Annotated in this window: 26 protein-coding genes and 1 pseudogene; 19 read left to right on the forward strand and 8 right to left on the reverse strand. The window is 43.3% G+C overall.

The window, feature by feature from the left end; genetic code table 11:
- Nucleotides 1-16: 16 nt before the first annotated feature.
- Entirely contained in the window at nucleotides 17-733 is a 717-nt protein-coding gene (locus AC0YOD_RS17375; protein WP_475800584.1) for a ThuA domain-containing protein, read from the forward strand.
- Nucleotides 734-852: 119 nt separating this feature from the next.
- Nucleotides 853-1,953: a Gfo/Idh/MocA family protein gene (locus AC0YOD_RS17380; RefSeq protein ID WP_475800585.1), complete on the forward strand. Its 1,101-nt coding sequence runs from the start codon at nucleotides 853-855 to the stop codon at nucleotides 1,951-1,953.
- A 106-nt stretch (nucleotides 1,954-2,059) separates the two neighbouring features.
- Here AC0YOD_RS17380 and AC0YOD_RS17385 read toward each other — a convergent pair whose 3' ends face one another.
- From AC0YOD_RS17385 to AC0YOD_RS17395, 3 genes are read right to left on the reverse strand one after another with little or no spacing between them, the layout of a single operon-like run.
- Nucleotides 2,060-2,926, reverse strand: coding sequence for a glycine betaine ABC transporter substrate-binding protein (locus AC0YOD_RS17385; protein WP_475800586.1), 867 nt, complete (start codon nucleotides 2,924-2,926; stop codon nucleotides 2,060-2,062).
- 39 nt (nucleotides 2,927-2,965) lie between these two features.
- The gene (locus AC0YOD_RS17390; RefSeq protein WP_475800587.1) at nucleotides 2,966-3,802 is read right to left on the reverse strand and encodes an ABC transporter permease; all 837 of its coding nucleotides are present in this window, start codon (nucleotides 3,800-3,802) and stop codon (nucleotides 2,966-2,968) included.
- Nucleotides 3,802-4,995, reverse strand: a complete 1,194-nt coding sequence (locus AC0YOD_RS17395) for a quaternary amine ABC transporter ATP-binding protein (RefSeq protein WP_475800588.1) — start codon at nucleotides 4,993-4,995, stop codon at nucleotides 3,802-3,804. Before AC0YOD_RS17395 ends, AC0YOD_RS17390 begins: the two co-directional genes overlap by 1 nt.
- Before the next feature lie 238 nt (nucleotides 4,996-5,233).
- Here AC0YOD_RS17395 and AC0YOD_RS17400 point away from each other — a divergent pair, with 238 nt between their 5' ends.
- The 3 genes from AC0YOD_RS17400 (at nucleotide 5,234) to AC0YOD_RS17410 (ending at nucleotide 8,425) form a co-directional block, all read left to right on the forward strand.
- Entirely contained in the window at nucleotides 5,234-5,797 is a 564-nt protein-coding gene (locus AC0YOD_RS17400; protein WP_475800589.1) for a GbsR/MarR family transcriptional regulator, read from the forward strand.
- Between the two features lie 357 nt (nucleotides 5,798-6,154).
- Nucleotides 6,155-7,153: a phosphotransferase enzyme family protein gene (locus AC0YOD_RS17405; RefSeq protein ID WP_475800590.1), complete on the forward strand. Its 999-nt coding sequence runs from the start codon at nucleotides 6,155-6,157 to the stop codon at nucleotides 7,151-7,153.
- A 66-nt stretch (nucleotides 7,154-7,219) separates the two neighbouring features.
- Nucleotides 7,220-8,425 (forward strand): alpha-D-ribose 1-methylphosphonate 5-triphosphate diphosphatase, encoded by a 1,206-nt coding sequence (locus AC0YOD_RS17410; protein WP_475800591.1) that lies wholly within the window; start codon nucleotides 7,220-7,222, stop codon nucleotides 8,423-8,425.
- On the opposite strand, the gene sspI is transcribed toward AC0YOD_RS17410, so the two are convergent.
- Nucleotides 8,419-8,652, reverse strand: coding sequence for a small acid-soluble spore protein SspI (gene sspI / locus AC0YOD_RS17415; RefSeq protein WP_475800592.1), 234 nt, complete (start codon nucleotides 8,650-8,652; stop codon nucleotides 8,419-8,421). The two genes, AC0YOD_RS17410 and sspI, sit on opposite strands and share 7 nt — an antisense overlap.
- A 176-nt stretch (nucleotides 8,653-8,828) precedes the next feature.
- Here sspI and AC0YOD_RS17420 point away from each other — a divergent pair, with 176 nt between their 5' ends.
- The 3 genes from AC0YOD_RS17420 (at nucleotide 8,829) to AC0YOD_RS17430 (ending at nucleotide 10,739) form a co-directional block, all read left to right on the forward strand.
- On the forward strand, nucleotides 8,829-9,494 hold the full coding sequence (locus tag AC0YOD_RS17420; RefSeq protein ID WP_475800593.1) for a potassium channel family protein: 666 nt from the start codon (nucleotides 8,829-8,831) through the stop codon (nucleotides 9,492-9,494).
- Between the two features lie 9 nt (nucleotides 9,495-9,503).
- Nucleotides 9,504-10,325, forward strand: a complete 822-nt coding sequence (locus AC0YOD_RS17425; protein ID WP_475800594.1) for a TrmH family RNA methyltransferase — start codon at nucleotides 9,504-9,506, stop codon at nucleotides 10,323-10,325.
- Between the two features lie 231 nt (nucleotides 10,326-10,556).
- A complete protein-coding gene (locus AC0YOD_RS17430) occupies nucleotides 10,557-10,739 on the forward strand; it encodes a hypothetical protein (protein WP_475800595.1) in 183 nt (60 codons plus the stop codon).
- Nucleotides 10,740-10,850: 111 nt separating this feature from the next.
- Here the strand turns inward: AC0YOD_RS17430 and AC0YOD_RS17435 are convergent, their stop codons facing one another.
- Nucleotides 10,851-11,546: an SDR family oxidoreductase gene (locus AC0YOD_RS17435; RefSeq protein ID WP_475800596.1), complete on the reverse strand. Its 696-nt coding sequence runs from the start codon at nucleotides 11,544-11,546 to the stop codon at nucleotides 10,851-10,853.
- A gap of 220 nt (nucleotides 11,547-11,766) precedes the next feature.
- Between AC0YOD_RS17435 and AC0YOD_RS17440 the strand changes: the two genes are divergently transcribed.
- The 11 genes from AC0YOD_RS17440 (at nucleotide 11,767) to AC0YOD_RS17490 (ending at nucleotide 25,018) form a co-directional block, all read left to right on the forward strand.
- Nucleotides 11,767-12,474 carry a response regulator gene (locus AC0YOD_RS17440; RefSeq protein WP_475800597.1) on the forward strand — a complete coding sequence of 236 codons (708 nt, stop codon included), beginning with the start codon at nucleotides 11,767-11,769 and terminating at the stop codon, nucleotides 12,472-12,474.
- Nucleotides 12,471-13,457: a sensor histidine kinase gene (locus AC0YOD_RS17445; RefSeq protein WP_475800598.1), complete on the forward strand. Its 987-nt coding sequence runs from the start codon at nucleotides 12,471-12,473 to the stop codon at nucleotides 13,455-13,457. The genes AC0YOD_RS17440 and AC0YOD_RS17445 overlap by 4 nt, the downstream gene beginning before the upstream one ends.
- A 142-nt stretch (nucleotides 13,458-13,599) precedes the next feature.
- Nucleotides 13,600-14,370, forward strand: coding sequence for an ABC transporter ATP-binding protein (locus AC0YOD_RS17450; protein ID WP_475800599.1), 771 nt, complete (start codon nucleotides 13,600-13,602; stop codon nucleotides 14,368-14,370).
- Entirely contained in the window at nucleotides 14,345-16,273 is a 1,929-nt protein-coding gene (locus AC0YOD_RS17455; protein ID WP_475800600.1) for an ABC transporter permease, read from the forward strand. The genes AC0YOD_RS17450 and AC0YOD_RS17455 overlap by 26 nt, the downstream gene beginning before the upstream one ends.
- Before the next feature lie 233 nt (nucleotides 16,274-16,506).
- Nucleotides 16,507-16,974, forward strand: a complete 468-nt coding sequence (locus tag AC0YOD_RS17460; RefSeq protein ID WP_475800601.1) for a hypothetical protein — start codon at nucleotides 16,507-16,509, stop codon at nucleotides 16,972-16,974.
- A gap of 189 nt (nucleotides 16,975-17,163) precedes the next feature.
- On the forward strand, nucleotides 17,164-18,180 hold the full coding sequence (locus AC0YOD_RS17465; protein ID WP_475800602.1) for an HD-GYP domain-containing protein: 1,017 nt from the start codon (nucleotides 17,164-17,166) through the stop codon (nucleotides 18,178-18,180).
- 202 nt (nucleotides 18,181-18,382) lie between these two features.
- Entirely contained in the window at nucleotides 18,383-20,185 is a 1,803-nt protein-coding gene (locus tag AC0YOD_RS17470) for a sensor histidine kinase (RefSeq protein ID WP_475800603.1), read from the forward strand.
- 28 nt (nucleotides 20,186-20,213) lie between these two features.
- On the forward strand, nucleotides 20,214-21,551 hold the full coding sequence (locus tag AC0YOD_RS17475; RefSeq protein ID WP_475800604.1) for a response regulator transcription factor: 1,338 nt from the start codon (nucleotides 20,214-20,216) through the stop codon (nucleotides 21,549-21,551).
- A gap of 105 nt (nucleotides 21,552-21,656) precedes the next feature.
- The gene (locus tag AC0YOD_RS17480; protein WP_475800605.1) at nucleotides 21,657-22,574 is read left to right on the forward strand and encodes a carbohydrate ABC transporter permease; all 918 of its coding nucleotides are present in this window, start codon (nucleotides 21,657-21,659) and stop codon (nucleotides 22,572-22,574) included.
- 2 nt (nucleotides 22,575-22,576) lie between these two features.
- Complete coding sequence (locus AC0YOD_RS17485; protein ID WP_475800606.1) at nucleotides 22,577-23,449, forward strand: carbohydrate ABC transporter permease; 873 nt, start codon at nucleotides 22,577-22,579, stop codon at nucleotides 23,447-23,449.
- A 111-nt stretch (nucleotides 23,450-23,560) separates the two neighbouring features.
- On the forward strand, nucleotides 23,561-25,018 hold the full coding sequence (locus AC0YOD_RS17490; RefSeq protein ID WP_475800607.1) for an ABC transporter substrate-binding protein: 1,458 nt from the start codon (nucleotides 23,561-23,563) through the stop codon (nucleotides 25,016-25,018).
- An 85-nt stretch (nucleotides 25,019-25,103) separates the two neighbouring features.
- Here AC0YOD_RS17490 and AC0YOD_RS17495 read toward each other — a convergent pair whose 3' ends face one another.
- From AC0YOD_RS17495 to AC0YOD_RS17505, 3 genes and pseudogenes are all read right to left on the reverse strand, one after another.
- Complete coding sequence (locus AC0YOD_RS17495) at nucleotides 25,104-25,304, reverse strand: YiaA/YiaB family inner membrane protein (RefSeq protein ID WP_475801023.1); 201 nt, start codon at nucleotides 25,302-25,304, stop codon at nucleotides 25,104-25,106.
- Between the two features lie 84 nt (nucleotides 25,305-25,388).
- A pseudogene (locus tag AC0YOD_RS17500) lies at nucleotides 25,389-25,604 on the reverse strand (YiaA/YiaB family inner membrane protein); the annotation flags it as partial.
- A 214-nt stretch (nucleotides 25,605-25,818) separates the two neighbouring features.
- On the reverse strand, nucleotides 25,819-26,034 hold the full coding sequence (locus tag AC0YOD_RS17505) for a hypothetical protein (RefSeq protein ID WP_475800608.1): 216 nt from the start codon (nucleotides 26,032-26,034) through the stop codon (nucleotides 25,819-25,821).
- Between the last annotated feature and the right edge of the window lie 6 nt (nucleotides 26,035-26,040).

A 26,040-nucleotide genomic window follows, 5' to 3' on the forward strand; every position in this document is an offset into this window, starting at 1 on the left:
GAGGCAGGGAGAGCAAGTGAAAAAGGCATTGATCGTATGGGGCGGCTGGGATGGGCATCAGCCCAAAGAGGTAGCCGAAATATTTCGCGAGGTATTAGTTGGAGAAGGCTTCGAGGTGGAGGTTTCTGACACATTGGAAGCATTCGCTGATGCGGAGAAGCTGATGGGCCTTGATCTTATTGTTCCGGTATGGACGATGGCGCGAATTGAGCAGCAGCTCGTAAATAATGTGTCTGCAGCGGTTCAAAGCGGCGTTGGATTGGCAGGCTGTCATGGCGGCATGTGCGATGCGTTTCGAGATAACGTCGATTGGCAGTTTATGACGGGCGGACAATGGGTAGCTCACCCTGGAAATGACGGAGTGGAGTATACGGTTAACATAAATAATTCCTCAAGTCCGCTTACGGAGGGCATTGAAGATTTCATTGTTAAATCCGAGCAGTATTATTTGCATGTTGATCCCGCTGTGGAAGTACTTGCAACGACTCGCTTCCCAGTAGCAGAGGGTCCTCATTCACTTAATAAGGCAGTGGATATGCCAGTCGCTTGGACGAAGCGTTGGGGTGTTGGTCGTGTCTATTATAACTCACTTGGCCATCAAGCGAACATTATTGAAATTGCTACTGTGAAAGAGCTTATGCGAAGAGGTTTCCTATGGTGTGCTGAAGGTAAAACAAAGGCATCTGGAGAAGGTAATGCCGCCTACAGCGGCATGGCAGATAATCAGCTTTAGTTTTCATAATGATGATTAGCGAATTCAGCAAGAATAACCCCATTGCACTCTAATTATCTTATCTAGCCATTATTTAGATTAATTAATCTACTAGAATATGGGATGAGGGACGGACCGAAATGAGTAAAATAAAAGCAGGCATTATCGGCACAGGTAATATAAGCGGAATATATTTGGAAAATGGCAATCGCTTTGATGCGCTTGAGGTTGTAGCTTGTGCAGATCTGGATGTAGATCGTGCAAAAGCGAGAGGCGAGGAGTTTGGTGTTCGCGGATGCTCCGTTGATGAACTGCTTGCCGACCCGGAAATTGAAATGATTATTAATTTAACCATTCCTCAGGCGCATGCTTCGGTATGCTTGCGGGCTTTGGAGGCTGGCAAGCATGTCTATGTAGAAAAGCCTTTTGCAGTAACAAGAGAGGAAGCACAGGAGGTTCTGTCGCTTGCTGAGAAGAAAGGACTTCGTGTCGGCAGTGCACCGGATACCTTTCTTGGCGGCGGCATTCAAACGAGCATTAAACTGCTTCAAGATGGCTGGATCGGAACGCCCATTGGTGCTACTGCATTCGTTGTAGGCGGCGGTCATGAATCCTGGCACCCGTCCCCTGAGTTTTATTATCAAACAGGCGGCGGACCAATGTTCGATATGGGTCCATACTATTTAACGGCTCTTGTAGCGCTATTGGGACCTATCACACGCGTAACAGGTTCAGCACGCATGAGCTTTCCAGAGAGAACGATAACAAGCAAACCGAAATACGGTCAACAGGTAAAGGTAGAAGTGCCTACGCATATTGCCGGTGTCATCGACTTTGCATCGGGTCCAATCGGAACACTGCTGGCGAGCTTTGATGTGAAAGGCGGTTCTACATTGCCGCGTATTGAAGTTTACGGCAGTGAAGGCACGATGATCGTACCAGATCCGAATGGCTTCGGAGGAACTATACGTATTTGCCGAGCAGGCTCCAACGAGTGGTCGGATATCCCTCTAGCATACGGCTATACAGAAAATGCACGCGGTGTCGGTGCGGCAGATATGGCGAAGGCGATTCAAACGGGCAGGCAGCATCGCGCAAATGGCGAGCTAGCCTATCATGTGCTTGAAGCTATGCATGGTTTCCATGACGCATCGGAACAAGGGACGCATTATATCATGAAGAGCACCTGTGAGCGTCCAGAGCTGTTCCCATTAGGCTTACGCCCATATTGCTTAGACTAATGACATAGGTATGCCTGTAATAAGGAAAGAGCACCAGCTTCCGAGACGTTATTTCGCGTCTTCGTTGCTGGTGCTCTTTTTGTGCTTTATTTACGTTATGATTTTATTATTTCAACCAAGCATCCACTTTATCTTGATTTTTTTCAACCCACGCTTTAGCTGCATCTTCAGGTGATTTTCCTTCTTGAATATCAACCATGACAGCAGCCATATCATCTGGCGTCCAATTGAATTTATCTAAGAAAGCATAAGCTTCAGGATTATCCGTTTTTAGATCTTTGCGAGCTATCGTATGAATTTGCTCGTCACCGCCGTATACATTTTTTGGATCTTCTAAATATTTCAGATCCATTTTGGCAAATTTCCAGTGAGGTGTCCAGCCAGTCACGATAATCGGCTCTTTTTTAGCGTAAGCTTTCTCAAGCTGCTGCGTCATAGCCGCAGAGGAGCTTTCAAGCAATGTCCACTTATCACGCAAGCCATATTGGTCTAATGCTTTTTCTGTAGACATCATCAAGCCTGCACCAGGCTCAATTCCGATAATCGTGTAATCCACATCAGCACCTATCTTTTCATTTAACTCTTCGATGCTGTTTATGTCCATATATTGGGGAACGACTAGACCAATTTTGGTACCATCGAGATTTGGTCCTAGATCTTCATATTTACCGTTATACTTTGAGACGTAGGAAGCATGTGTTGTCGGCAGCCAAGCGGCTACCATTGCATCTGCGCTTCCATCGGATATGCCTGCCCACATAGGACCAGCGTCAACTTGAAGCATTTCAACTTGGTATTTTAGCTTTTGCTCAAACACCTCTTTGACTACATAGGTGCTCGCAATTTCAGAATCCCATGCTACATAGGCAAGAGTTACTTTCTTTTTACTTTCTCCGTTGTTTGAAGAACATCCTGCCAATAATACAACGACCATCAAAGCTGCTACAAATATACTCATTTTGTTAAATTTCAAAAGATCACTCCTAAAAGTTTTTTAAGGTTTCATATGAAATTAGTTCGTTTTTGATTTTCGAATAATCTGTTGGGTTAAACGATCCAAAATAATAGCTAAAATGACGATGGCAAGTCCTGCTTCAAAGCCTACGCCTGTATTACCTTGTGTAACGGCGCGATACACATATGCGCCTACACCTTGCGCTCCAATCATGGAGGCAATAACGACCATAGATAGCGATAGCATTATCGTCTGATTGATGCCTGCCATAATCGTTGGCATTGCTATTGGAAGCTGCAGCTTGAATAATTTCTGCGAAGGTGTGGAGCCGAATGCGTCAGCTGCTTCAACCAGCTCAGCCGGTACTTGACGTATACCAAGGTTTGTAAGCCTAATAGTGGGCGGAATTGCAAAGATGATGGATGAAATAACACCTGGAACAACACCGAGGGAGAAAAAGGTTACGGCTGGCAGCAAATATACGAATGCTGGCATCGTCTGCATTAGGTCTAGCAGAGGAGTAACTATTTTTTGGATTCTATTGCTGCGTGCACATAGGATTCCTACAGGCACACCTATTATGACGGATATAAATGCAGCGGTTAAAACAAGTGCGAGCGTCTGCATCGTTTGTGACCAGTATCCGAGATTTTCAATTATTAACAATCCAAACAAGGTGAAAAGTCCCATTTTCCATTTGCCTAGATACCAAGCAAGTGCGCTGAAAATAATAATCAGAACAAGTGCGGGGAACCAGTTGAGGAAAGCATCGAGCCCATTAACGGTTTCTCCGACTATTATTCGTATAAATCGGAAAAGTGGATCAAAGTTATTTTCCAGCCAGGATTCAAGTGATTCAATCCAATTGGCTAAGGGTATTTTAGGAATATTCATTATTCATTAGCCTCCAATACCGAGTTTCCGGATAAAGCGGCTAGTACGGCGCCTTTTATGACGATGCCTTTTAACTTTCCGCTGTCGTCAATAATGGAGACGGGAAACTTTGAATTGCTCATAATCTCGAATAATTCATGAAGCAGTGTATCTGCAGTAGCGGTAGGCGCATCACGTTCCATCGATTCTTCAAGCTTAAGACCATTATTTATCGCGATGACGGCTTCTTCCGCAGTGATTACACCGAGCAGACGCTTGCTTTTGTCGACAACATAAAGGGAAGATACACCTCTGTCACGCATGAATTGCAACGCTACACGAGGACCTCTCTCAAGCGTAATAGTTTCTGGTTTTATCATGACATGCGATGCGGTAAGCACTTTAGACAAATCGACGTCCTCGACAAACCGTTCAACATATTTATTTGCAGGCTGCATAAGGATTTCTTCAGGCGAACCGATCTGGACGATGCTGCCATCCTTCATCAGAGCGATTTGATCGCCAATTCGTAGTGCTTCATTAAGATCATGAGTAATGAATACAATTGTTTTTTTCATTTTTGATTGAAGCTCCAGCAGTTCATCCTGCATATCCTTCCGAATAAGCGGATCGAGTGCACTAAATGCTTCATCCATGAGCAGGACATCGGGCTCGTTAGCGAGACCTCTTGCTAGTCCGACACGCTGCTGCATACCACCGCTAAGCTGATCCGGATAGCTGTCTTCCCTGCCTTTTAGACCGACGAGTTCTAATGACTGCATCGCCATTTCTCTTCGTTTCTTCTTCTCAATGCCTTGCACCTCAAGACCGTATTCAATGTTTTCAATGACGGTGCGATGCGGAAACAAAGCGAATTTTTGAAATACCATGCCTACATTTTTTCTTCTGAACTGCCGCAACTTCTCAGGTGACATGCTCAGTACATCGGTTCCGTTAAACAGTACTTGACCGGATGTAGGTTCAATTAACCGATTAAGCAGACGTACAAGTGTTGACTTACCGCTGCCGGATAAGCCCATGATTACGAATATTTGTCCTTCTTCGATTGTGAAGTTCGCTTGATTCACACCAACTGTAAGCTTCGTTTTTGCGAAAATTTCGTCTTTGGACCATCCTTTATCTAGTAGAGGAATCGCTTTTTTTGGATCATGTCCAAATATCTTGGTTAGGTTTTTGGCTTCTAAAATCGCCATATAATGCCCCCTTGTTGATGTTTTTCTCTTATAAGTTTAGTTGGTTAACTTTGTAAAGGTCAAAAGGCGTGAGCGTCCGTATACTTTGTACAGTTATAACTTTACGTACTTTACGTACTGTATTCTCTTGATAACTCCCTTTCTCGTATCAAAAGCATTCTTTACATATGGATAGGCATTTGATTACAATAATCAGTGTAGGAAAGATGGGGTCACGACACTCCGCAGGAGGAAAGACATGGATGAACTTGCAGCATTAACAGACGAACAGCTCACTAAACTGAATAATACGCGGCGTAAAGTCATTGAATCTATCGGAAAAAACATGGATTTGTATGGTATAACGTTATCTATTGGTCATTTATATGGAAACATGTATTTTAATCAGGAGCCGGTGACCCTAGATGAAATGAGCGCCACAATGGGAATGAGTAAGACGTCAATGAGCACGGGAATGCGCACGTTGCATGATTTGAAAATGATAAATAAAGTATGGGGCAAAGGCTCTCGCAAGGATCTTTATGAGGTTGTAACGGATTGGCATCAAAACTTCTCGGATTTCTTCTCTATTAAATGGAGGAAAGCAGTCGAGCAAAATATGAGTGTTTTAACACGTTCGAAGAAAGAACTGGAGCTTCTTCAGGAGCAGTACGAGCATGATTCTGCTTTCATGGAGATTCTAAAAAATGACTCACAGAAAATTGATGAGGCTTTAAGTTATTATAATTGGCTTCATCGTCTAATTGATTCCTTCGAAACCGGTGATATTTATAATTTTATACCGAAGGACCCTCAGAATTAAGTAAACAAGGAAACTATTTACAATATATAAAATATAAGGTTATAATAACGGTAACCAATAACGAGAGGAGTGAGCAAAATACGATGTTGAACATGAATAAGCAAGTAAATGTTCTACTATCTTTTCGTTGCCCCTCACTCCTAAGCGAAGGCTAATGATTGCTGATTCAATTGCAGCAATGCCTTTGGCATTCACTGTCATGACAGCAGGGTAAACGAAGTCCAAGCGTAAAGCGCATGGGCTTTTGTTTTGTCGTGCATGGAAGCTGTGGGAGTATTATTTCCCGCGGCTTCTTTCTGTTTTCGCTGAGGGATAGGGGCAACCGACTTATCCAAAAACAAAACGGAGGTACGGCTAATGATGAAATTAAGTACGATGAAGGCAGTAATGGACACCATCGACAGTGGATGGAGAAGTGCGCTAGCGAATACAATCTTGGAGCGCTGGGGATATGATGAGGGAACCGTATTTTTCTGGCGGGCGAGCGCGAACTTTGTCTTCATTTTTAAAAGGGATGGGAAAAATCTATATTTACGCTTTAATGAAGTCTCAGAAAGAGAGCGGGATTTCATTCAAGGTGAAATAGATGTTCTCCGTTATTTGAAAGATAGCATGATTAGAGCGGCACAGCCAATCCTTTCATTGAATGATCAGTATGTGGAGACCATTGTCAGCGATATAGGTACTTACCATGCGGTTGTTTTTGAAGCGATGCCAGGCGAGCATTTTGAACTGGATGAAATGTCTGAAAATCAGCTTCATGATTGGGGAAGTGCTTTAGGAGAGCTTCATGCGTGTTTGAAAGAGGCACCAGTGGAGCTGCTAGGGAAACGTCCGAGCTGGAAGGATCAGCTGCATGAGGTCTACGAAATGCTCCCGGTAAAAGAGAGAGCCGCAAGATTGGAGCTTGAGCGTTGCTTGAAATGGGCGGAACAGCTGCCGAGTGATAGAAGCAGGTACGGTATTATCCATTATGATTTTGAGCTGGACAATCATCGGTGGGTGGATAGGAATATTGGAATCATTGATTTTGACGATTGCTCGGTGAACTGGTATGCGGCAGATATTGCATACGCACTGAGGGATTTGATTAAGGATCAAAATGATCTTAAGAATCACAAAGTACAAGCATTTATCGATGGTTATAAAATGAAAACCGAGCTAGATGATGTTTTGCTAAGTCAGCTGGATTCATTCATGCGTATGCATGATCTTGTCATGTTTGCGAAGCTAATTCGGTCGGTAGATGGATTGCCGGAGCTTGGTGCAGGTGAAAAGCTGGAGAGTTTGCGACAAAAGTTAGCGAGAAGTGTTACGGATTATCGTAAGAAAATTGAAGGTACAACGGCGGTATGAATGAAGAGAGCGGATTGAGGCAAGATTATATCAATTAAAATCATTAGGATGAGGAGATCCGGAGCGATGAGCGAGCATATGCATAACAACACAGAGTCTATAATTGTGACGAATGGAAGGGTTGTTTTGCCGGATCGGATTGAGCATTTAGCGGTAGCAATCAAATATGGGCGAATCAATGCTTTGCTAACGGATGAAGCATCCATTCGCTCTTGGTTAGAGCTGAACGCCGATGCAAAGGTGCTTGATGCAGAGGGTGACTATGTTTTACCTGGTCTGATTGATATTCATTGTGATGCGATCGAGAAGGAAGTGCAGCCGAGACCAAATACGTTATTTCCAATTGAAATGGCTTTGTTTGAGTTTGAACGCAAGCTCCCGGTACATGGAATTACGACAATGTATCATTCCTTATCACTTGGAGTTGGTTTAAGCCTACGCGGGGATCATTTTCTAACTGGGATGATTGATCATATTGGAAGCTATTCGAGCAGACGCTCAATGATTCGCAATCGTATTCATTTGCGGTTCGAAGTATCCTACTTGGTGGGCATGCCCATTGTGGAACATTATTTGAAGAAGAAGGCGATTCATTATCTTTCGTTTATGGATCACTCACCAGGACAGGGACAATATCGCGAGCCAGGTTCTTTTGAACGCTATGTGATGAAAAATGAAGGTGTGACCATAGATGAGGTTAAAGTCATCGTTGATGATCTTAATGAACGACGTAAGCAAGTGAATACGGCTCATCTGCTTAAACTAAGTAAGCTTGCTGCTGAACAGGGGATTGCAATTGCCTCACATGACGATGATTGCATAGAAAAGGTGGATGAAGCTATCAATTGCGGGGTTTCTATTAGTGAATTCCCTATCAATTTGGAGACAGCCAAATATGCGGTTGAACGCGGCATTCAAGTGTGTGTAGGGTCGCCTAATGTAGTAAGAGGGGGATCTCATGACAAAAACTTACGAGCAGTTGATGCCATAACAGCAGGTGCTGCTCAAATTTTATGCTCCGATTATCATCCCTCTTCTATGCTCGCAGCAGTGTTCAAACTGGCTGATGAAGGCGCGGCAGCTTTGCCTGCAGCAGTAAGGATGGCTTCGCTTCATCCTGCTCAAGCTTTAGGCGCAGACAGCGAATTAGGTTCCATCGAGCAGGGCAAAGCAGCCGACCTTATTGTGGTTAGTCGTTATGAAGGCCTTCCTTGGGTTACAAATACAATAGTCGGAGGGCGCATCGTGTATTCGGCTGCCGTTTGTTATTGAGACGGGTTGGCATGATCAGCATGATGAAGATGCTTGTACAGAGAATCAACCATCCGACCATGCTCCGCATCAGTGGATTGCTGCCAAATCATCTCAAATAAAACTCCTAATCCAGGAAGGGCAAGCTCATCGGCACCGATGGAGTCCTCAATAACTTCCGATAACTCAACAGTTGAATTATCTTGTACGCGCATCACGATAGCTTGACGTAGATCTACAGTATTCAACTTAGAAAACCTCCTTGCTTATTCATTATTTACTTATTTACTATGTCCAGCAGCAGCGTCATTCATCCTGTGTGCCCGCTATGGTATACTGTGAATATTAGGTACAGGCAATATAAACTCGCTTATTCTATATAAGCTAAATGATGTAATCATCCTGCAAGGAGGATATTTTTTATATGGCGAAGAAGCAGTATGCGGTAATCGGCATGGGGCGTTTTGGCTCCAGCGTGGCAAAAGCACTGACAGGAATGGGCTTTGAGGTGCTGGCTATCGATTCCAGCGAGCAGCGTGTTCAGGATGTTGTCAGTACGGTAACCCATGCCGTATCCGCAGATTCAACTGATGAAGAAGCACTGCGGGCGCTTGGCATTCGAAACTTTGATGTTGTCGTCGTAGCGATCGGACAAGATATTCAGTCGAGTATTTTGACGACGCTTATTTTGAAGGATTTAGGCGTCAAAACATTGATCGTCAAAGCGCAAAACGAGCTGCATGGCAAGGTATTGAATAAGATCGGCGCGGATAAGGTTATTTATCCAGAGCGGGATATGGGACTTCGTGTCGCTCATCATCTTGTCTCACCGAACATACTCGATTACATCGAAATTTCGAATGATTATAGTATCATTGAAATTAAAGCGCCCAAGCATATGATCGGAAAAAGCTTAAAGCAGCTAGATATTCGAGCGAAATATAAATGCAATGTTATGGCTATAAAAAAGGGTTCAGCAATGAATATTGCTCCCTATGCAGATGACTTGATCGTTCCAGAGGATGTTCTCGTTATCGTCGGCCAAAACGAAGATTTGAAAAACTTAGAGATCGCATACTCGGAAGGTTAAAAACAAACTATGAATGAAAACTTTGATCCTATCATCTCATCCTTACAAAATGAAAAAGTAAAGCAATGGGCATCCCTTCTTGATAAAAAAAACCGTGATCGCACGGGTCAATTTCTTATTGAGGGTGTTCATTTAGTACTAGAGGCGCTGCAGGGCAGTGCTGAAATCATGACAATTGTATACGATTCAGAACGAGGCATCCCACCTGAGCTCAAACTTGAACGTGAAACGAATGATTCACCAGCAACATTCGGGCTGGAGTGGGTTCAAGTATCGCGAGCGGTTATGGCAAAATGTACAGGGACGGATACACCGCCGCCTGTGTTTGCGATTTTGTCCAAGCTTAAACCAGTTATGACGCCGTTATTTAAGCAAAATTGCTTAGTCGTTGTACTAGACGGGGTTCGTGATCCCGGTAACGCCGGCACGATTATTCGCAGCGCAGACGCGGTAGGCGCGGATGCAGTCATACTGGGGAAAGGCTGCGTCGATCTGTATAATCCAAAGACGGTTCGTTCGACGATGGGATCATTATTCCATTTGCCAATCATCGAAGGGAATTTGCAGGAGCTGCTTCCTCAGGCGAAGGCTAAGGGTGTGAACCTTATTGGGACAAGCCTGCAGGCAAAGCATACCTGCTATAGCTATGACTGGACGCAATCCACATGGCTGCTGATGGGGAATGAGTCGGAAGGATTATCACCCGAGGTTCAAGGACATGTAGACGAATCCGTTATTATTCCCATGGTGGGACAAGCGGAGTCGCTTAACGTAGCGATGGCAGCGACGGTTTTGCTGTATGAGGGTTTGAGGCAGAGGAAGTTTAAATAATAATATGAAAATGTAACTGTAATTTTTATTTAGAAACATAATATAAGTGCCGTGAAGTCATCATGACTTTAACGGCACTTATTTTATTTCGTTCTAATGGAATGAATTGTTGAAATTAATTTTTTATTAATTTCGTTTCTTTAATCTCCTTCCATGGGAGTTATTCGAAAATCATCGAATAACTCTTACAGATAATGGGAAAAGTAAGGAGGAGATATAAATAGGAAGGAAGTGAAGGTACTGGATATTACACTAGGAGCAGACGAGGTTATTAATCGCATAAGACTGCTTCAATCAAATGGTGGGACGGTCAGTAAAAAACAAGTTAAGCAAAGTGATCCTGAGTTAATGCGAAATGCATTGTTCCATTTTCCAAGCTGGGATCATGCTTTGAAAAACGCTGAACAACTTTAGGAGCAAATATTATATAGCCGAGCGGTTTGCAGAATTTAAATTCTACATGCTGCTCGGCTTTTTTCATAACACTCTCCTATTCTTTTCTGTTCTTGCCTTGAAAGCCAGCTGCTAGCTTAGCACATAGCCGCCATCCGTAAAGAGAGTGGTGCCTGTCGTAAATCGGTTCGTCATCAAATACAAAACGGAATGTGCAATGTCTTCAACATCCCCTACACGTTTTAACAAACACATTTCCTTGTAAGCCTCGTAAGCTTCCGTCCGTTCCTTTTCCGTTCTGATCGTGCCAGGTGAAACCACGTTGACTCGAATAGGAGCTAATTCAACAGCTAATGCTTTTCCCAAGCTCTCGATAGCTCCGTTACATGCTGCATAGGAGGCTGCTCCATTGATTGGTCTCTGACTTGCCGCGCCAGACATAAGAACAATAGAGCCGCTCTTTGAAAGATAAGGCAGGCAGTATTTCGCTGCAAAATATTGTGGCCAAAATTTATTTTGAAAACAGCTTATTGCTGTATCCGTATCGGCTGTTATGGGACCCAGCACATAAGCTGCGCCAGGTGTAAACAAATGATCAAATGGGCCAACCGCATCAAAAAATGCTTTTATGGACACTTCATTTCCGTTATCCATCTGTGCAATCTCTAGTGAATGACTACTGATTTCCTCTTGGGCCCTCTTCAGCTTCTCTAATGAACGACCAGCAATAACGACATGGCCTCCTTGTTCAATAGCCATCTTAGCTGTAGCTAGACCTATTCCGGTACTTCCACCTATGATTACGACACGCTTGTCTTTGAGATTCATCCTGCCCAGCTCCTTCTTTGACTCACTAATAGATCAATCTCTCTTTGGAATGAGAAGTTAAAATTGAATTGACAACCCAAATTATACTACAATATTTTTCGCATTGGAATAGTAGGAATAATGCATGGAGGCTTCTAATTTTTAATCTCATTATTTGTACTAAGGGCCGAGCTCATATAAAATAGATCATATTCCAATGAGATGGAAGGAGGATCCCCTCTTGTACACGATTATGATCGTCGAAGACGATGAGAAAATTGCACAATTACTGCAGTCGCATATTGAGAAGTATGGGGATGAGGCTGTCATAATCTCCGATTTTGGGCGAGTTCTAGAAGGATTTCAACTACTAAAGCCGCATGTGGTGCTTATGGATATTAATCTTCCAAGCTTTGACGGTTATTATTGGTGCCGCCAGATCAGGACGGTATCTACCTGTCCGATTATCTTTATATCCGCAAGGAGCGGAGAGATGGAGCAGGTTAGAGCAATTGAAAATGGCGCGGATGATTATTTAACGAAGCCATTTCACTACGAGGTTGTCATGGCGAAAATACGAAGCCAGCTTAGACGCGTTTACGGTGATTATGCTGCCGCTGTTGGTGAGCGCTTAATAGAAAGATCGGGATTAACGCTATATCCTGAGCGGATGGAGCTGAGCTTGGGTGGCAAGTCGGTTGCACTTACCAAGAAAGAAACGATACTTGTGGAAACATTGCTAGAGAAGTGTCAACGGCTCGTTAGCAGGGAGACGATTTTGGAGAAGCTATGGGATGATTACACCTATGTGGACGATAACGCCTTAAGTGTCAATGTAACACGTGTTCGCAAGAAGCTGGCAGAGCTCGGCATTGAGGATGCGCTCGAGACCGTACGCGGGACTGGCTATCGTCTGAATGATTCATGGGTAGACGAGGCGCAGCGATGAGACTATTTTGGCGAGATCAGGTTTCGCTTCTTATCTTTACGGTTATACAGCTGGCAGCGGTTGTTCTTGTGTTTTGGCTGGATGGCTATAATGATTTCAAGGTTGCTGCTTATGCGCTCCTACTTGGGCTATGTGTATTTATTGGCTATTTGGCATACCGCTACTTTACTCATCGGAAGTTTTACGAGCTTCTACAGCATAATGGTACGTATGATGAGGAAAATGCAGGCACCAAGGAAGCCTCTCCCTTACCACTTGCTTTACGAGATTTGATGCAGTTTCAATATCGTCATTATCAGAATCTAATTATTATAGGAGAACGCAAGCAACAAAATCATATTCACTTTATGAATCATTGGGTCCATCAGATGAAGACCCCTTTATCTGTACTGGAATTAATGCTTCAGGACAGTGATGAGCCTCGCGATGAGAGCATGCGTGAGGAAACCGATCGCATCCGCAAAGGGCTTGAGATGGTTCTATATATGGCAAGGCTGGAGACATTTGAGCAGGATTTCCACGTTGACTCCATTTCGCTTAGAGAAGCAGCCAATGCGGTTATTTTAGAGAACAAACGACTGTTCATTCGGAACTTCGTCCATCCTGAAATGGACATTGAGGAGGGACTGAAGGTAGAAACAGATGCCAAATGGCTTCATTTTATTTTACAGCAGCTCGTTTCGAATGCGGTTAAATACTCAGCTGGGAGTCGGGAGAAAGTGATCATACGCGCCTTTTCAGAGGATAAAGCTGTCCTGCTGGAGGTCATTGATAAAGGTGTTGGTATTCCTACATCTGATTTGTCCCGTGTCTTTCATCCTTTCTTTACTGGCGAGAACGGCAGGGAATTTAAAGAATCGACGGGTATGGGACTTTATATTGTGAAATCCGTGCTGGACAGAATGAATCATGAAATAAAGATAGAATCAAAAATCGGTCAAGGGACGACCGTTCGCGTTATTTTTCCGTTTGCAGCAAGATAGACCGATGAATGGCATTGCCGTTCATCGGTCTTTTTTTGATGAATCTTACAAAGTTGTTAGGTAAATGAAAGTAAAGATTATAGGAGATTGCCTGCTTTCGGGCTACACTAGATGTAACAAGAACAAGCAGGGAGAGATTGCAATGGAGTTATTGAGAGCACGGAATTTAAACAAGGTTTATTCAGGCAAGGTGGCCTATAAGGCACTGACAAATATTGATTTAACGATTGAGCAAGGGGAGTTTATCGGCATCATGGGGCCGTCCGGAAGCGGGAAAACAACGCTGCTCAATATGGTATCTACGATTGATCGTCCAACTTCGGGTGAGCTGCATATTGGCGGACAGGACCCATATGAGCTGACGAGAGAGAAGCTTGCACATTTTCGCCGGAGAGAGCTGGGCTTTGTCTTTCAGGCATTCAATTTGCTGGATACGTTGACCGTGCGGGAAAATATTATGCTGCCGCTCACCTTGGACGGAATGGAATTGAATGAAATGAAGAGACGCACGGCATTCATAGCGAATAAGCTGGGCATTGCAGAAATTTTAGATAAACGGACATATGAGATTTCCGGCGGTCAAGCGCAGCGCACGGCTATTGCAAGAGCACTCATTCATAATCCGAAGCTGCTGCTCGCAGATGAGCCTACAGGCAATTTGGACTCCAAAGCGGCGCGTGATGTGATGGAACTGATGAGCAAGATGAATAAAGAGGAAAATACGACAATGATGCTTGTTACGCATGATGCTATGGCAGCGAGCTACTGCGACCGTGTCGTATTTATTAAGGATGGACAATTTTACAGTGAGATTCATTATGGTGAGAGCCGAGCCATCTTTTATCAAAAAATCATTAACGTGTTAGCTCTGCTTGGAGGGAATGAGAATGAATTTTCGACAGTTCGCGTTTAATAATGTTCTGCGCAAGAAGAGAACCTATGCCGCTCACTTCATGAGCAGTGCATTTGCCGTTATGATTTTCTTTATTTACGCCGTACTTTTATTTCATCCCTCCTTGCAGGGGCAGCTTGCTTCCAGCAATGATACGGCTTCTATGCTTGGAACGATGGGACTGAAAATTTCACAGTATTTCATTTTTGTCTTCTCATTCCTATTTCTGCTTTATTCAGCAAGCGCTTTTCTAAAGGTGCGCAAACGGGAATTTGGCATATTGATGATGCTCGGGATGTCAGATAAACAGCGCAACAGGCTTATTTTCGTAGAAAATATGATTATCGGGCTTGTGTCTATTGTTGTTGGGATTGGTACCGGCATTTTATTTACGAAGCTGTTTCTTCTTATTAGCGAGCGATTGCTTATGTTGGAGGATGGGCTGGATTTTCTAGTTCCAATTAAAGCGGTCTGGACGACTGCAATAGCATTTTTTGTCTTGTTTCTTATTCTATCGCTGCTCACCTCTCGTGTTGGAAGGAGGCAGCAGGTTTTGGATCTCATCAAATCGGATGAAAAACCAAAGGAGGAGCCCAAAGCTTCATTATGGCTCTCCCTTCTTTCTCTGGTACTGCTTTTAGCGGGATACGGCATGGTATTTTATTTCGTTTTATACAGGGCGTTCTATATAGCACTTCTTGCGGTGGCGATTGGCTGTGTCGTACTGGGTACTTATTTCTTGTTCACACAGCTCAGTGTCTATGCGATTCGAGCGCTCAAGAAGAAAGAAAAGCTGTTTTTTCATAAAATCAACCTATTAACACTGTCGGACCTCGCTTATCGAATGAAAGACAATGCTATTATGTTCTTCATGGTTGCTACCGTCACGGCCGTCGCTATCTGCGGCATAGGCGTTTGTCTAGCTATGGGAGATCCTAACCTGTCTGAGAAGGATAATCCATATGCCTTCACTTATATATCATTCCCAGAGAATAAGACAGAGCAGGAGCATTTGAAAGAAATAGGCGAGCGTTTAACAAAAGGCGGATTTGCCTATGAATTGGCGGGTGCTTCCTTTGCCTACTCAGATAATGGACAGCCGGTCATCAAGCTCTCCCAATATAATCGGCTTGCAGGTATGTTGGGGCATGAGACGGAAACCTTGAGCGGGCCAGATGAGGCAATCATCGCTTCAGGTGTCATTTCGAGAGGGAAAAAGATAAAGGAATATGATCCCGTCATTAATCTGGAATGGAGTTGGAGGAAAGGCGAGGAAACCAGCGAGCTTCATGTGAAGAAAAGAAGCCCCTATTTTATTTTTTCTAACTTTGAGGATACGATCATTGTTACAGATGAATTGTTCGACGAGTTGTATAAAGCAAAAATAGATGAGCCGAAGGAAGTAATATATTACTATTTCGTCGTGAAGAACTGGGATAAAACGTTAAAGATTGCACATGGTTTAGAAAAGGACTTGGAGCAGAAAGATGGTTATTATACGTATGAACTAAATTCGCTCGCTCTGGATTGGCAAGCTGAAAAGCAATTAAACGGAATTTTATTAATCATGAGTGTTTTGGTTGGGGTTGTCTTCTTCACCTTTGCAGCAAGCTTTATCTACTTTAGGTTGTATGCAGATTTAGAACGAGATGAGAAGCAATACCAGATGATCAGCAAGCTAGGTCTAAGCAGCAAAGAGCTTAACAAGCTAGTGACGCGTCAGCTCGCGCTGATGTTTTTCCTGCCATTCGCTTTGGCGTTAATACACAGTACGGTAGCGTTCTATAACATCCAGCTGCTCGTTCAGTTTCCGATGATGGGTCATGCCTTCATTATTTACCTTTGCTTCTTTGCGGTGCAGCTTATCTACTTCTTCATGATTCGCTGGCGTTATTTGCGGCATATGCATCTTAAGTTGGCTTAGAGATTAAGCTCGTTGCAAGTATTATAAAATCTCAATTCAATCGCTCTAACTGGGTGCGAGAATTGAGATTTTTTCTATTATATGTACAGAAAGGGTTGCATCTAGCGACCCCGGTACTACAAAAGTTAGAACTGTTTTGATGCATAAAGGATGCCGTATGATATAAGAAATTACACAGAGCCCCTTCCATTATGGAGGGCCAGAAGTGATTTCATTCGGAGGTGGCTAGTGTTATGAAACGAAAGCTATTTTATTTACTAACGGCGGTGACAAGCTACTTTGCTGGGGTTCTAGCCTATTTGGGCTATTTGAAGGTGGTCTACCATCAAGGAATGGGCAGTGAGGGCTGGAAATTATTAATCTGGACTTTTTTCCCCTATATATTTTTAATTCTCCCCTTCTACACGATTATGTTTTTAATTAGGCGTTCACTATGGGGGATTCGAGCTATTCTTCTTATTGTATTAAGCATAATAGCAGCATTGTCAGTGCCATCTATGATGGGATTCGGAATATGGGGCATTCGTGATTTCCTTTCTCCTGAAATGGGCTTGTTCATCTTATTTTTCGCAAGTTCTGCGCTCGTTTTCACAATCGGCACATGGATTGCAAATAATAAACGAGGGTATCTGCCCTTCATAATTGGCTCCATTCTCACCATTGTAATGAGTATAATGATGCTTGCGTCAGAAGTGAAATAAAGCATGTAATGGTGATAATCGCTTTCTCAAACCATTATTCGATCAAACATATCCTATTGTTGTGTTATTTTTAAAATAATGTATGTTAAATACTTATTATTCCTCATTATTTTAAAAATACAAGATATCTTAATTTCAATGAATTATGGTAAACTAAACCATGAACCGCTAAGTATGAGGAGTGGAGCTATGGAGCAGTTTATCGGAAAGCAAGTTAAGAATGATATAGTCAATGAATATGGTGTTACGATTGTCGCTGCCAGCTCTGTTATTACTCGTGAAACACTACAGATTATGATGAATCACCGTATAGATTTTAGCCAGCTCGCGCTTGTCTCTGAACGAAAAGAGACCAATCGAACCCGACAACAAACACATGAACTCGTAGGACAGACCGTGGCGATGTCCAAGGGATTATTTGAATCCATAGCGATCTCTCGTAAAGTACCTCTGATGGAAATTCGCAACGAGGTTTTGCCTGCCATTCTCGAATTATCGAAAAATTCGGACATATTTGAGCTGTTTGAAGCCGTTAAGGCAAAAGATGATTATGTTTATCAGCATAATGTTGGTGTGGGCGTCATTTCTACGCTAATTGGCAGATGGATAGATTTGGATGAAGCAGAGCTTCTGATCCTATCCTTAGCCGCTACGCTCCATGATGTTGGGAAAGTGAAGCTCCCGCTGGAGGTTTTAAATAAGCCAGGTAAGCTAACGGAGGTTGAATTTCAATTAATAAAGAAGCATACGATCTTTGGCTACGAGCTGCTGAAGGGAACGACAGGCTTAAGCCAGAGAATTGCTAGGGTTGCCCTTCAGCATCATGAGCGAGAGGACGGCAATGGGTATCCGCTAGGCTTAAAGAAGGAAAATATAGACTTGTTCAGCTCCATTGTCGCAGTAGCAGATATCTTCCATGCGATGTCCTCGCATCGTCCTTATCATGAGCCTCTATCTTTTCATGAAATCGTCAATCAAATGGGGCAAGGAAAGTTTGGCGCACTAAATCCACAAATTATTTCAGTCTTTATTGAAAATATGATGAAGAGACTCGTAGGAAAACAAGTCCTTCTGACGGATGGTCGTGAAGGAGAGGTTGTATTCATCAACCCGCATAATATCGAAACCCCGCTAATCAAGCTAAATGATTTTTTTGTAGACCTGAGCATTGAGCGCGACATACATATTAAAGCAATAATCGCTTGATACATACTTACAAAGTGCTGCTGACCAACATTCGTTGATTAGCAGCACTTTTTTCTCTCCTAATTGGATTTGAGCAGAAGCGGATGAAAAATAGGTGTATTTCTACGATGGGCATCAATTTCATGCGTGAAGAGGATAGAAATAGCCACTCGGAATTATTGTTTTATTTGCTATAGTACAATTATTAGTCGGAGGTGCCGGCATGCGAACCGTTTTTAGTAATCCAATGACAAGAATGAACATAAAGCAGCAGCTGATCCTCTTGTTTCTCGTAATGGTAAGCCCTATTTTCTTGCTGCATTGGTATGGAAATATGAAGGCGGAGCATCTGCTCAAAAATCATGTGACGAATGCCTATGTCGAGCTGATCAAGCAAAACTACACCTTGATTAACCGAGATATGGATACAATCAGTAAAATTACGACAACGATTATACAAAATCCGCTAACGCAGCAGCTTATCCCGCGAGGAAGCGATACCGTCATTGAGCGGGTACGGAAATATGATAAGGTCGATAAGCTGCTAGCGAGCTACTCGCTTCCTATTAATGGCGGAGAAGCGGTCTATTACTCCCTATATGTGTATGATCCGCATGACTATTATTTTTTCGCTCCAAAACGTCAACTGATGCAGTCTGGGGTTTATTTTTTTTCTGATAGCACGAAACCCATTTGGTTTGATGATGCGGTAGGTTTAAAAAGTAAAGGTTATATGGAAATTATTAATTCTAACGTGGGATTATCCAGAATTAGTACGCTAGCCTATATTCGGGCAGTTAGCAACGTTACTCTTGGAAACGGTATCATAGGGGTTTTAGTAGCAACGAAGATGGACATGAAGATCACGGAATCATTGAAATCAGTTTCGCTTCCAGACGGTAAGATCATGTTTACGGACTGGTCGAACCGAGTGCTTGCAGCATCGAATACAGAGATGATGGGCAAGACTTTGACGCTGCCGCCTCAAATCGCAATTAAAGATGAGATGGAAGCGGAAGGAACACTTAACTTTATGACGGCAGACTATATTTATGTGGTCAACTATAACCGAATTCTGAAAGAGAAGCTTGTCTATCAGATTCCGGTTAGCTCTTTATTAAATCAGCAAGACGAGCTTAAGCATGTCATTCAGCTTATATCGATTGCGTATATCCTATTCGGCTGCGTTGTAATGGTTTATTTCTGGCGTTCACTTATGACGCCACTGCAGAAGCTGGCGCAGTTTGTTGGCACTTATGAGCCTGGTAAGCTAGTGCCGGAGACACCGGGCAAAGGACGAAAAGACGAGGTAGGCGTATTAATAGCTGCTTTGTATGATATGGCGCGAAGGCTGAATGGACTCATTCACTATAAATATCAAATGGACATTAAGCAGAAGGAGTCGCAATTACAGCTGCTTTATCAACAAATAAATCCGCATCTGCTCTATAACACGCTGGAGAGTATTTACTGGAAGAGCTCACTGGAGGGAAATACCGAATCGGCAGAAATGATTAAGGATTTATCGAAGCTGATGAAAATAGGTTTGAGCAGGGGAAGAGAGCTTATTCCACTCGAAGAGGAATTGGAGCATGCTTCCGCTTATGTCAGTCTGCAGCAGAAGCGCTACAAGTATGAATTTCAGACGGTCTGGAGCATACCCGATGCGGCTCGTACGATCCTTATTCCGAAAATATCCCTACAGCCGCTAATTGAAAATGCCATCATCCATGGCGTTAAGTTTATGGGCGAGGATGGAGAGATTCATATATCTGCCGTAGTGGAGGGTGAAAGAGTCACGATAAAGGTTGAAGATAATGGACATAAGGCAGTGGACTACAGCTCGCTTGATCGTATGCTGAGCGGGGATAAGTCTGATCACTCATTAGGCTATGGGATTCGAAATATTCAGCAGCGCATTCAGCTTCATTTTGGCAATATGTACGGAATGAGCTACAAAAGGGGAGAGAAGGGTGGAACGGTGGTGACCATTATCCTTCCGCTTAACCATGATGAACCCAAATAATAGAGTGATTCAATGGGGAGGAACCGGCATGTACAATATTTTGATCGTAGATGATGAGCCGTTGATATGTGAGGGACTAAATAGCCTGCTGTCAGCTTCCGATATCAGCTTAGCTAATGTATATATGGCATTTAGCGGTTATGAAGCACTTGATTATTTGCGGACTGAAGAAATTGATTTGCTTATAACGGACATTCAAATGGGCTCTATGAACGGCATTGAGCTGATGCATCAAGCCAAATTGTTAAAGCCATGGGTGAAGACCATCATTATTTCTGCTTACGAAACGTTTCAATATGCGCAAATGGCGCTCCGCCTGGGTGCCAAGGATTATATGATCAAGCCGCTTAATAACATTCAATTTCTTGATTCTGTTAGGAATGTACTGCTCAAACTAGATAAGCCGTCAGCGTCCGAGGAGCAGTTTTTATCGAAGCTGCTGGTGCATTTTCATATGGAGGAGCCTCTGCCGCAGCGAACAGAGCTGCTTAACGGGCTATTGTCAGGTACGCAAAGTAGTTCGGAGGAGTTTGTAAAGCTGCTCTGGGAGCGTTATGCCATAACGTTAAAGGGGCCTTATTATGCGGTTATTAAGCTTCGATTGAATAGGTTCGATAAGGATCAAGAGCTTGCGGCAAGCGATGCCTTGCTTCTGCAGTATGCCGCTCTAAATATCGTGAATGAGCTGCTTGATAAGGAATGGAATTATTTAGCCTTTTACTCACCCAATCGAGAAATAAGTGTTCTTATTCAATGGGATGAGAGTGAGTTTGGAGAAGTCAGTGTCAATAAAATGAATCAATTGGATATGATCGGGCGCAGCCTTCATTACAATATTCACAAATATTTAAAGCTGCATTGTGTTATTGGCATTAGCCAAATTACGCGTGGTATCGCATATTTGGGGATGCTGGGCGAACAGGCTAGCAAGGCGATGATGTGGAATCGGGAGCATCCGGATCATTTTGTATTTTACTACGGTGACTTCAATTGGAGCACCTATACGAAGGAACCAACGGCTGAGGAGCTAAGCCAGCAAAACAGCTTAATTGTAGAGAAATCAAAGGCTTACATCGATCGGAATTTTGCGCAAAAGGGTCTAACGCTGCATGAAGTGGCACAGAAAAATCATGTTAGTCCTAATTATTTGAGCTATCTGTTCAAGAAGGATACAGGGAGCAATCTTTGGGAATATGTGATCAAGCTTCGGATGGAGGAGAGCCGAAAGCTTATTTTGAACACCGATTTGCGGAGATATGAGATTTCAGAGCGGGTCGGATACGAATCGCCAGAGCATTTTAGCAAAATATTCAAAAAATATTACGGCATGAGCCCCAGTGAGCTGAAGAAGGATGAGAAGAAATAAAATGAAGTAAAAATAGCTATTATTCACTTGGATATGGACATTATCAACGAGCCCCCTTGCTTCTAAAATAAAATGGAGCGATAGAAAAGAAAAGAGGGAAAACGGATGAATCAACCAGTGACAGTAGACGAGCCGCTCTATATGGAAGGACGGAGGAGAACTGGCAGGTGGAAAAAGCATGTTTCGGGTTATTTATTTCTGCTGCCAGCGGCCATTATTTTTATTTTGTTTTTGTGGGTGCCAATAACAAAAGGGATTATTTACAGCTTCTATACGATCGACTTTGTAAAGGGAAATGAATTCGTCGGATTCCAAAATTACAAAACGATATTCGATGATCCTGATGTATGGATTGGTGTGAAGAACACGCTGTATTACATGTTTTTATGCTTAGTAATCGGTTTCTGGGTTCCGATTTTGTTTGCGATTGCCATCTCTGAGCTGCGCCGCTTTCAAGGCTTTGTACGAGTGGCTGCTTATTTGCCCAATGTCATTCCAGCGGTTGTTCTTTATGGCTTATGGCGCTGGTTTTATGATCCGGTTGGACCCATCAACGGGATGCTGACGGAAGCAGGCGCGGACCAAATTGCTTTTCTGACCAACAAAAGCTGGTCGATGATCTCACTTGTCATAATGGAAACCTGGCAGCAGTTCGGATCGGGCATGCTTATCTATTTAGCTGCTGTGCTAAGCATTCCGCGAGATTGGTATGAAGCTGCGGAAATTGATGGAGCAGGGATTTTCAGACGAATATGGCATATCACACTTCCTTCTATACGAGGCTTGGTGCTTCTATTGTTCCTACTTCAGCTAATTGCAACTACACAAGGATTTCAATCTCAGCTTGCCTTGCTGGATGGCGGCCCTAATAAAGCGACGCTAACCTATAGTCTTCTTATCGTCAAATATGCTTTCACTCGTCTTGATTACGGGGTTGCATCCGCGTTAGGTGTGCTTATGTTTCTTGTTCTTGGCGGATTGGCGTTATTGCAATTTAAGCTGAACAACAGGGAGGCAAGCTAGTCATGAAGAGCTTAGAGCGTGGAATTTTATCAAGTTATGATTATCGTAAAGGTACGAATAAGTTTGGCCTTCTTTTTGTCATTGTTGTCATTATAATAATGGTTGGCTCTATGCTCTATCCGGTATTGAGCGCATTGTTTAACGGTCTGAAGGCAAACACAGAGGTGAACTCTTTTCCTCCACACTTTTTGCCGGCGGAGTGGCATTTCGATAACTATGGCATTGGCTGGGACTTCATTAACCTGCCGCAATTTTTGAAAAATACACTTATGATTTTCGGCGGAAATTTAATTATGACTATTATGGTGCTTGGGATGGCAGCCTTCAGTTTATCGAAGCTGAATGTCCCTTATCAAAGAGGCATCTATTTTTTCTTTATGATCACGTTGTTTATCCCGCCTAGTACCTACATCATTCCGAATTTTCTTAATCTGAAGGATTTAGGCTTGCTTAATACGTATGCTGCATTCTGGCTCCCTGCCAGCGCTAGCGCCTTTTATTTGCTGCTCCTAAAAAATTTCTTCGATGGCATTCATCATGAAATGATAGAAGCAGCTAGAATTGACGGAGCATCCGACTGGAAAAGCTTCTGTCTGATCGCGGTGCCGTTATCGATTCCGATCTTTTCTACACTAGCCATATTCATCTTCTCTACAGCGTGGAATGATTGGTTCTGGCCATCTCTTGTCATGCATAGCGACAACAAATATCCGCTTGCTACTGCAGTATATAAATACGTCATAAATGCCCGAAGGCTGGATCTAAACATTCGTTTTGCAATCCTTACTATGGTGATGCTTCCTCCGATCGTAGTTTTCCTCTTATTCCAGAAATTCATCATGCGTGGGCTTCAGCTTGGCGGGGTTAAGGGTTAAAGGGTTCGTAAGTATGCACATGATCGGAATAGGAATACACCTCGCCCGATTGAAAGCGCCTCCTTTATGATGGTGATGTAGCGAAAATACGAATGGAGAAGGGGAATATCAATGCCAAAGAAAAATATCGCCGTCATGATTTGCCTAGTAATGCTGTGCTCGATTCTGGCTGCTTGCAGCGGAGGGAGCAACTCGAAAAATGATCCAAAGGAATCGGTTAAGCCAACTAACGCTGCAACGGATAACACTGGAACGAAGGCAACGGACCCGCCTAAGGAAGATATTAAAGACAAGAAAATTACAATCAGTATTTACTATCCATTGCCTGATCAGGTTGAAAATCGTAAGCTAGAGGACGATAAAATTAAACGATTTAACGAGGCATACCCTAACGTTACAATTGTGAAAAGCGACTGGCATTATAACCCGAGTGAAATCGGCATCAAAATGGCTGCAAATGAAGCGCCGACCTTCTTCAATACATGGGCTACAGAAGCGAAGTTTCTGCAGGAGCGCGGCTGGGTTGCGGATATAACGGAGCTTTGGGATTCTTACGCATTCAAGGATCAAATCAACCCGGTTCTGCAAAGTCAATTCATAATAAATGGCAAAGTGTTCGGGGTTTCTCAGAAAGCCTATGTAACAACAACAGTCGTGAACAAAAAAATGCTTGAAGATAAAGGCGTTGCCGTTCCGTCTTATGATTGGACATGGGATGATATGTACAATACGGCTAAAGCGATTGCTGATCCTAAGAAGGGTATCTCTGGTATCGCGCCGATGGGTAAAGGAACAGAAGCAGGCTGGAACTGGACCAACTTCTTATTTGAAGCAGGAGGCGAGGTTCAAGAAATTGCTGACGGCAAGGTGAAGGCAACCTTTAATTCAGCAGCTGGTCTTAAAGCACTCGACTTTTATAACAAGCTTAGATGGGAAGCTAACGCGATTCCACAGGACTGGGCGCTTGGCTGGGGAGATGCGGTCGGAGCATTTGCCCAAGGTCGTACGGCAATGGTTATCGCAGGAGCAGAAGGTGTTTTGGAACAAGCGCTCAACCAAGGCGGCATGAAGCCTGAGGATGTACTGACATTCCCAATGCCGGCTGCTGAGAAGGGCGGCAAGCACACAGGTATACTTGGCGGTGACTATCTTGTTATTAATCCTAACGCTACAAAAGATGAGCAAGAAATGGCATTTCGATACATCACGTTTGATTATTTCACTGATAAAGGTCTAGAGTCTCTTGAAGCAGATATTCAAAAACGCCAAGCAGAAGGAAAATTCTTCATCCCGCCGCAAATGAATTATTACAGCAGCAGCTCTGAATATGGTCAAAAAGCACAAGCTATTTTCAATAAATACGACAACGTATACAAATACAACGCGGAGTCCGATTCTTTACTGGACGGCAAGCCAGAAGCCCAATACAATACACAGGATTACTATGGTGAATTAACGAATGTCCTACAGGAAGTGTTTTCACAAAAAGGCGCAGACCTTCAAGGCTTGCTAGACAAATCAGCCAAGGTCGTGCAAGAGAAGTTTTTTGATTCTATTAAAGTAGAGTAGGCGGAAATTGAACAGCTGAATCTACCTGTTCTGAAATAAGAAAAGCCTCCCTCTTCAAATGAAAGGGAGGCTTTTCTATTATCTTCTAGGCTTCAAAGTTTTCATCTGCACTCAAATGCGCATTATCTTCCTCATTGTCACGGATTGTCTTCTGAAGGACAAGGCAAGCAACGATTAGAAAAGCGCCGGCAATGGCGTAGTAGCCTTTTACGTAGAGCGGCTCCTCCAAGTTGTAGATACCGATATATTGAGCGAGAACAGCGATGATAAAGCCTGCCCACGCCATGAATGTAAAAGCGGCAGTATTGCGGTTTCTATAGCTGGGTTGATATTCTCTAATAAATTTATCTTCGTCGTTGTCGCGCGCTATTTTTTGCAGAAGGAAGGAAGTAATGATCAAGAGTACGCCGGTTACAGCGTAATAGCCTTGTACAGACATCGGCTGCTTAAGCGTATAGATACCGATGAATTCGAATCCGCTTGCGATGAGGAAAGCAGCCCATGCCATAAAAGTGTACGTTGGTGTGTTGCGTCTACGGTAAAAGTTAGCGGGCTTGCGAGTGTGAATCGTTTCTATTTTTTCCATTTGAGATAGCCTCCCGAATTGAGTTGTTGTTGTCTTCTTGATATCTTTATTTTACTTTATATTCCTATATTCGAAAGTACTAACTTCTTATAGTACCAGGTATTAGATATTGTCGGAGGGGGAGTATGTGAGGGTATCACTCAAAAGCAAAAAAGGTGTCAGCCTCTCCCGCGAATGCGATCAGGGCGACACCTTTTTTTCTGAATTAATAAGCCTAACGTTTTCTAAGCACAAAAAATTCGCATTCTTTCCGGTTATGATAGGCAATATCGCTTACGCCCGATTGGGTTACGATAAGGTTATCGTCAAATCTCACGACTAGCGAGCTGGAATCGATGAGCTGATTATCCTGAAAGACGCGTATGCGCTGCTGCTGTTCAATGACTTCCTCGAAATCACTGTCGGTGTTAAGACGGCGGTTTATGCCCATGCGAAA

Source organism: Paenibacillus sp. J31P13 (assembly GCF_056269295.1).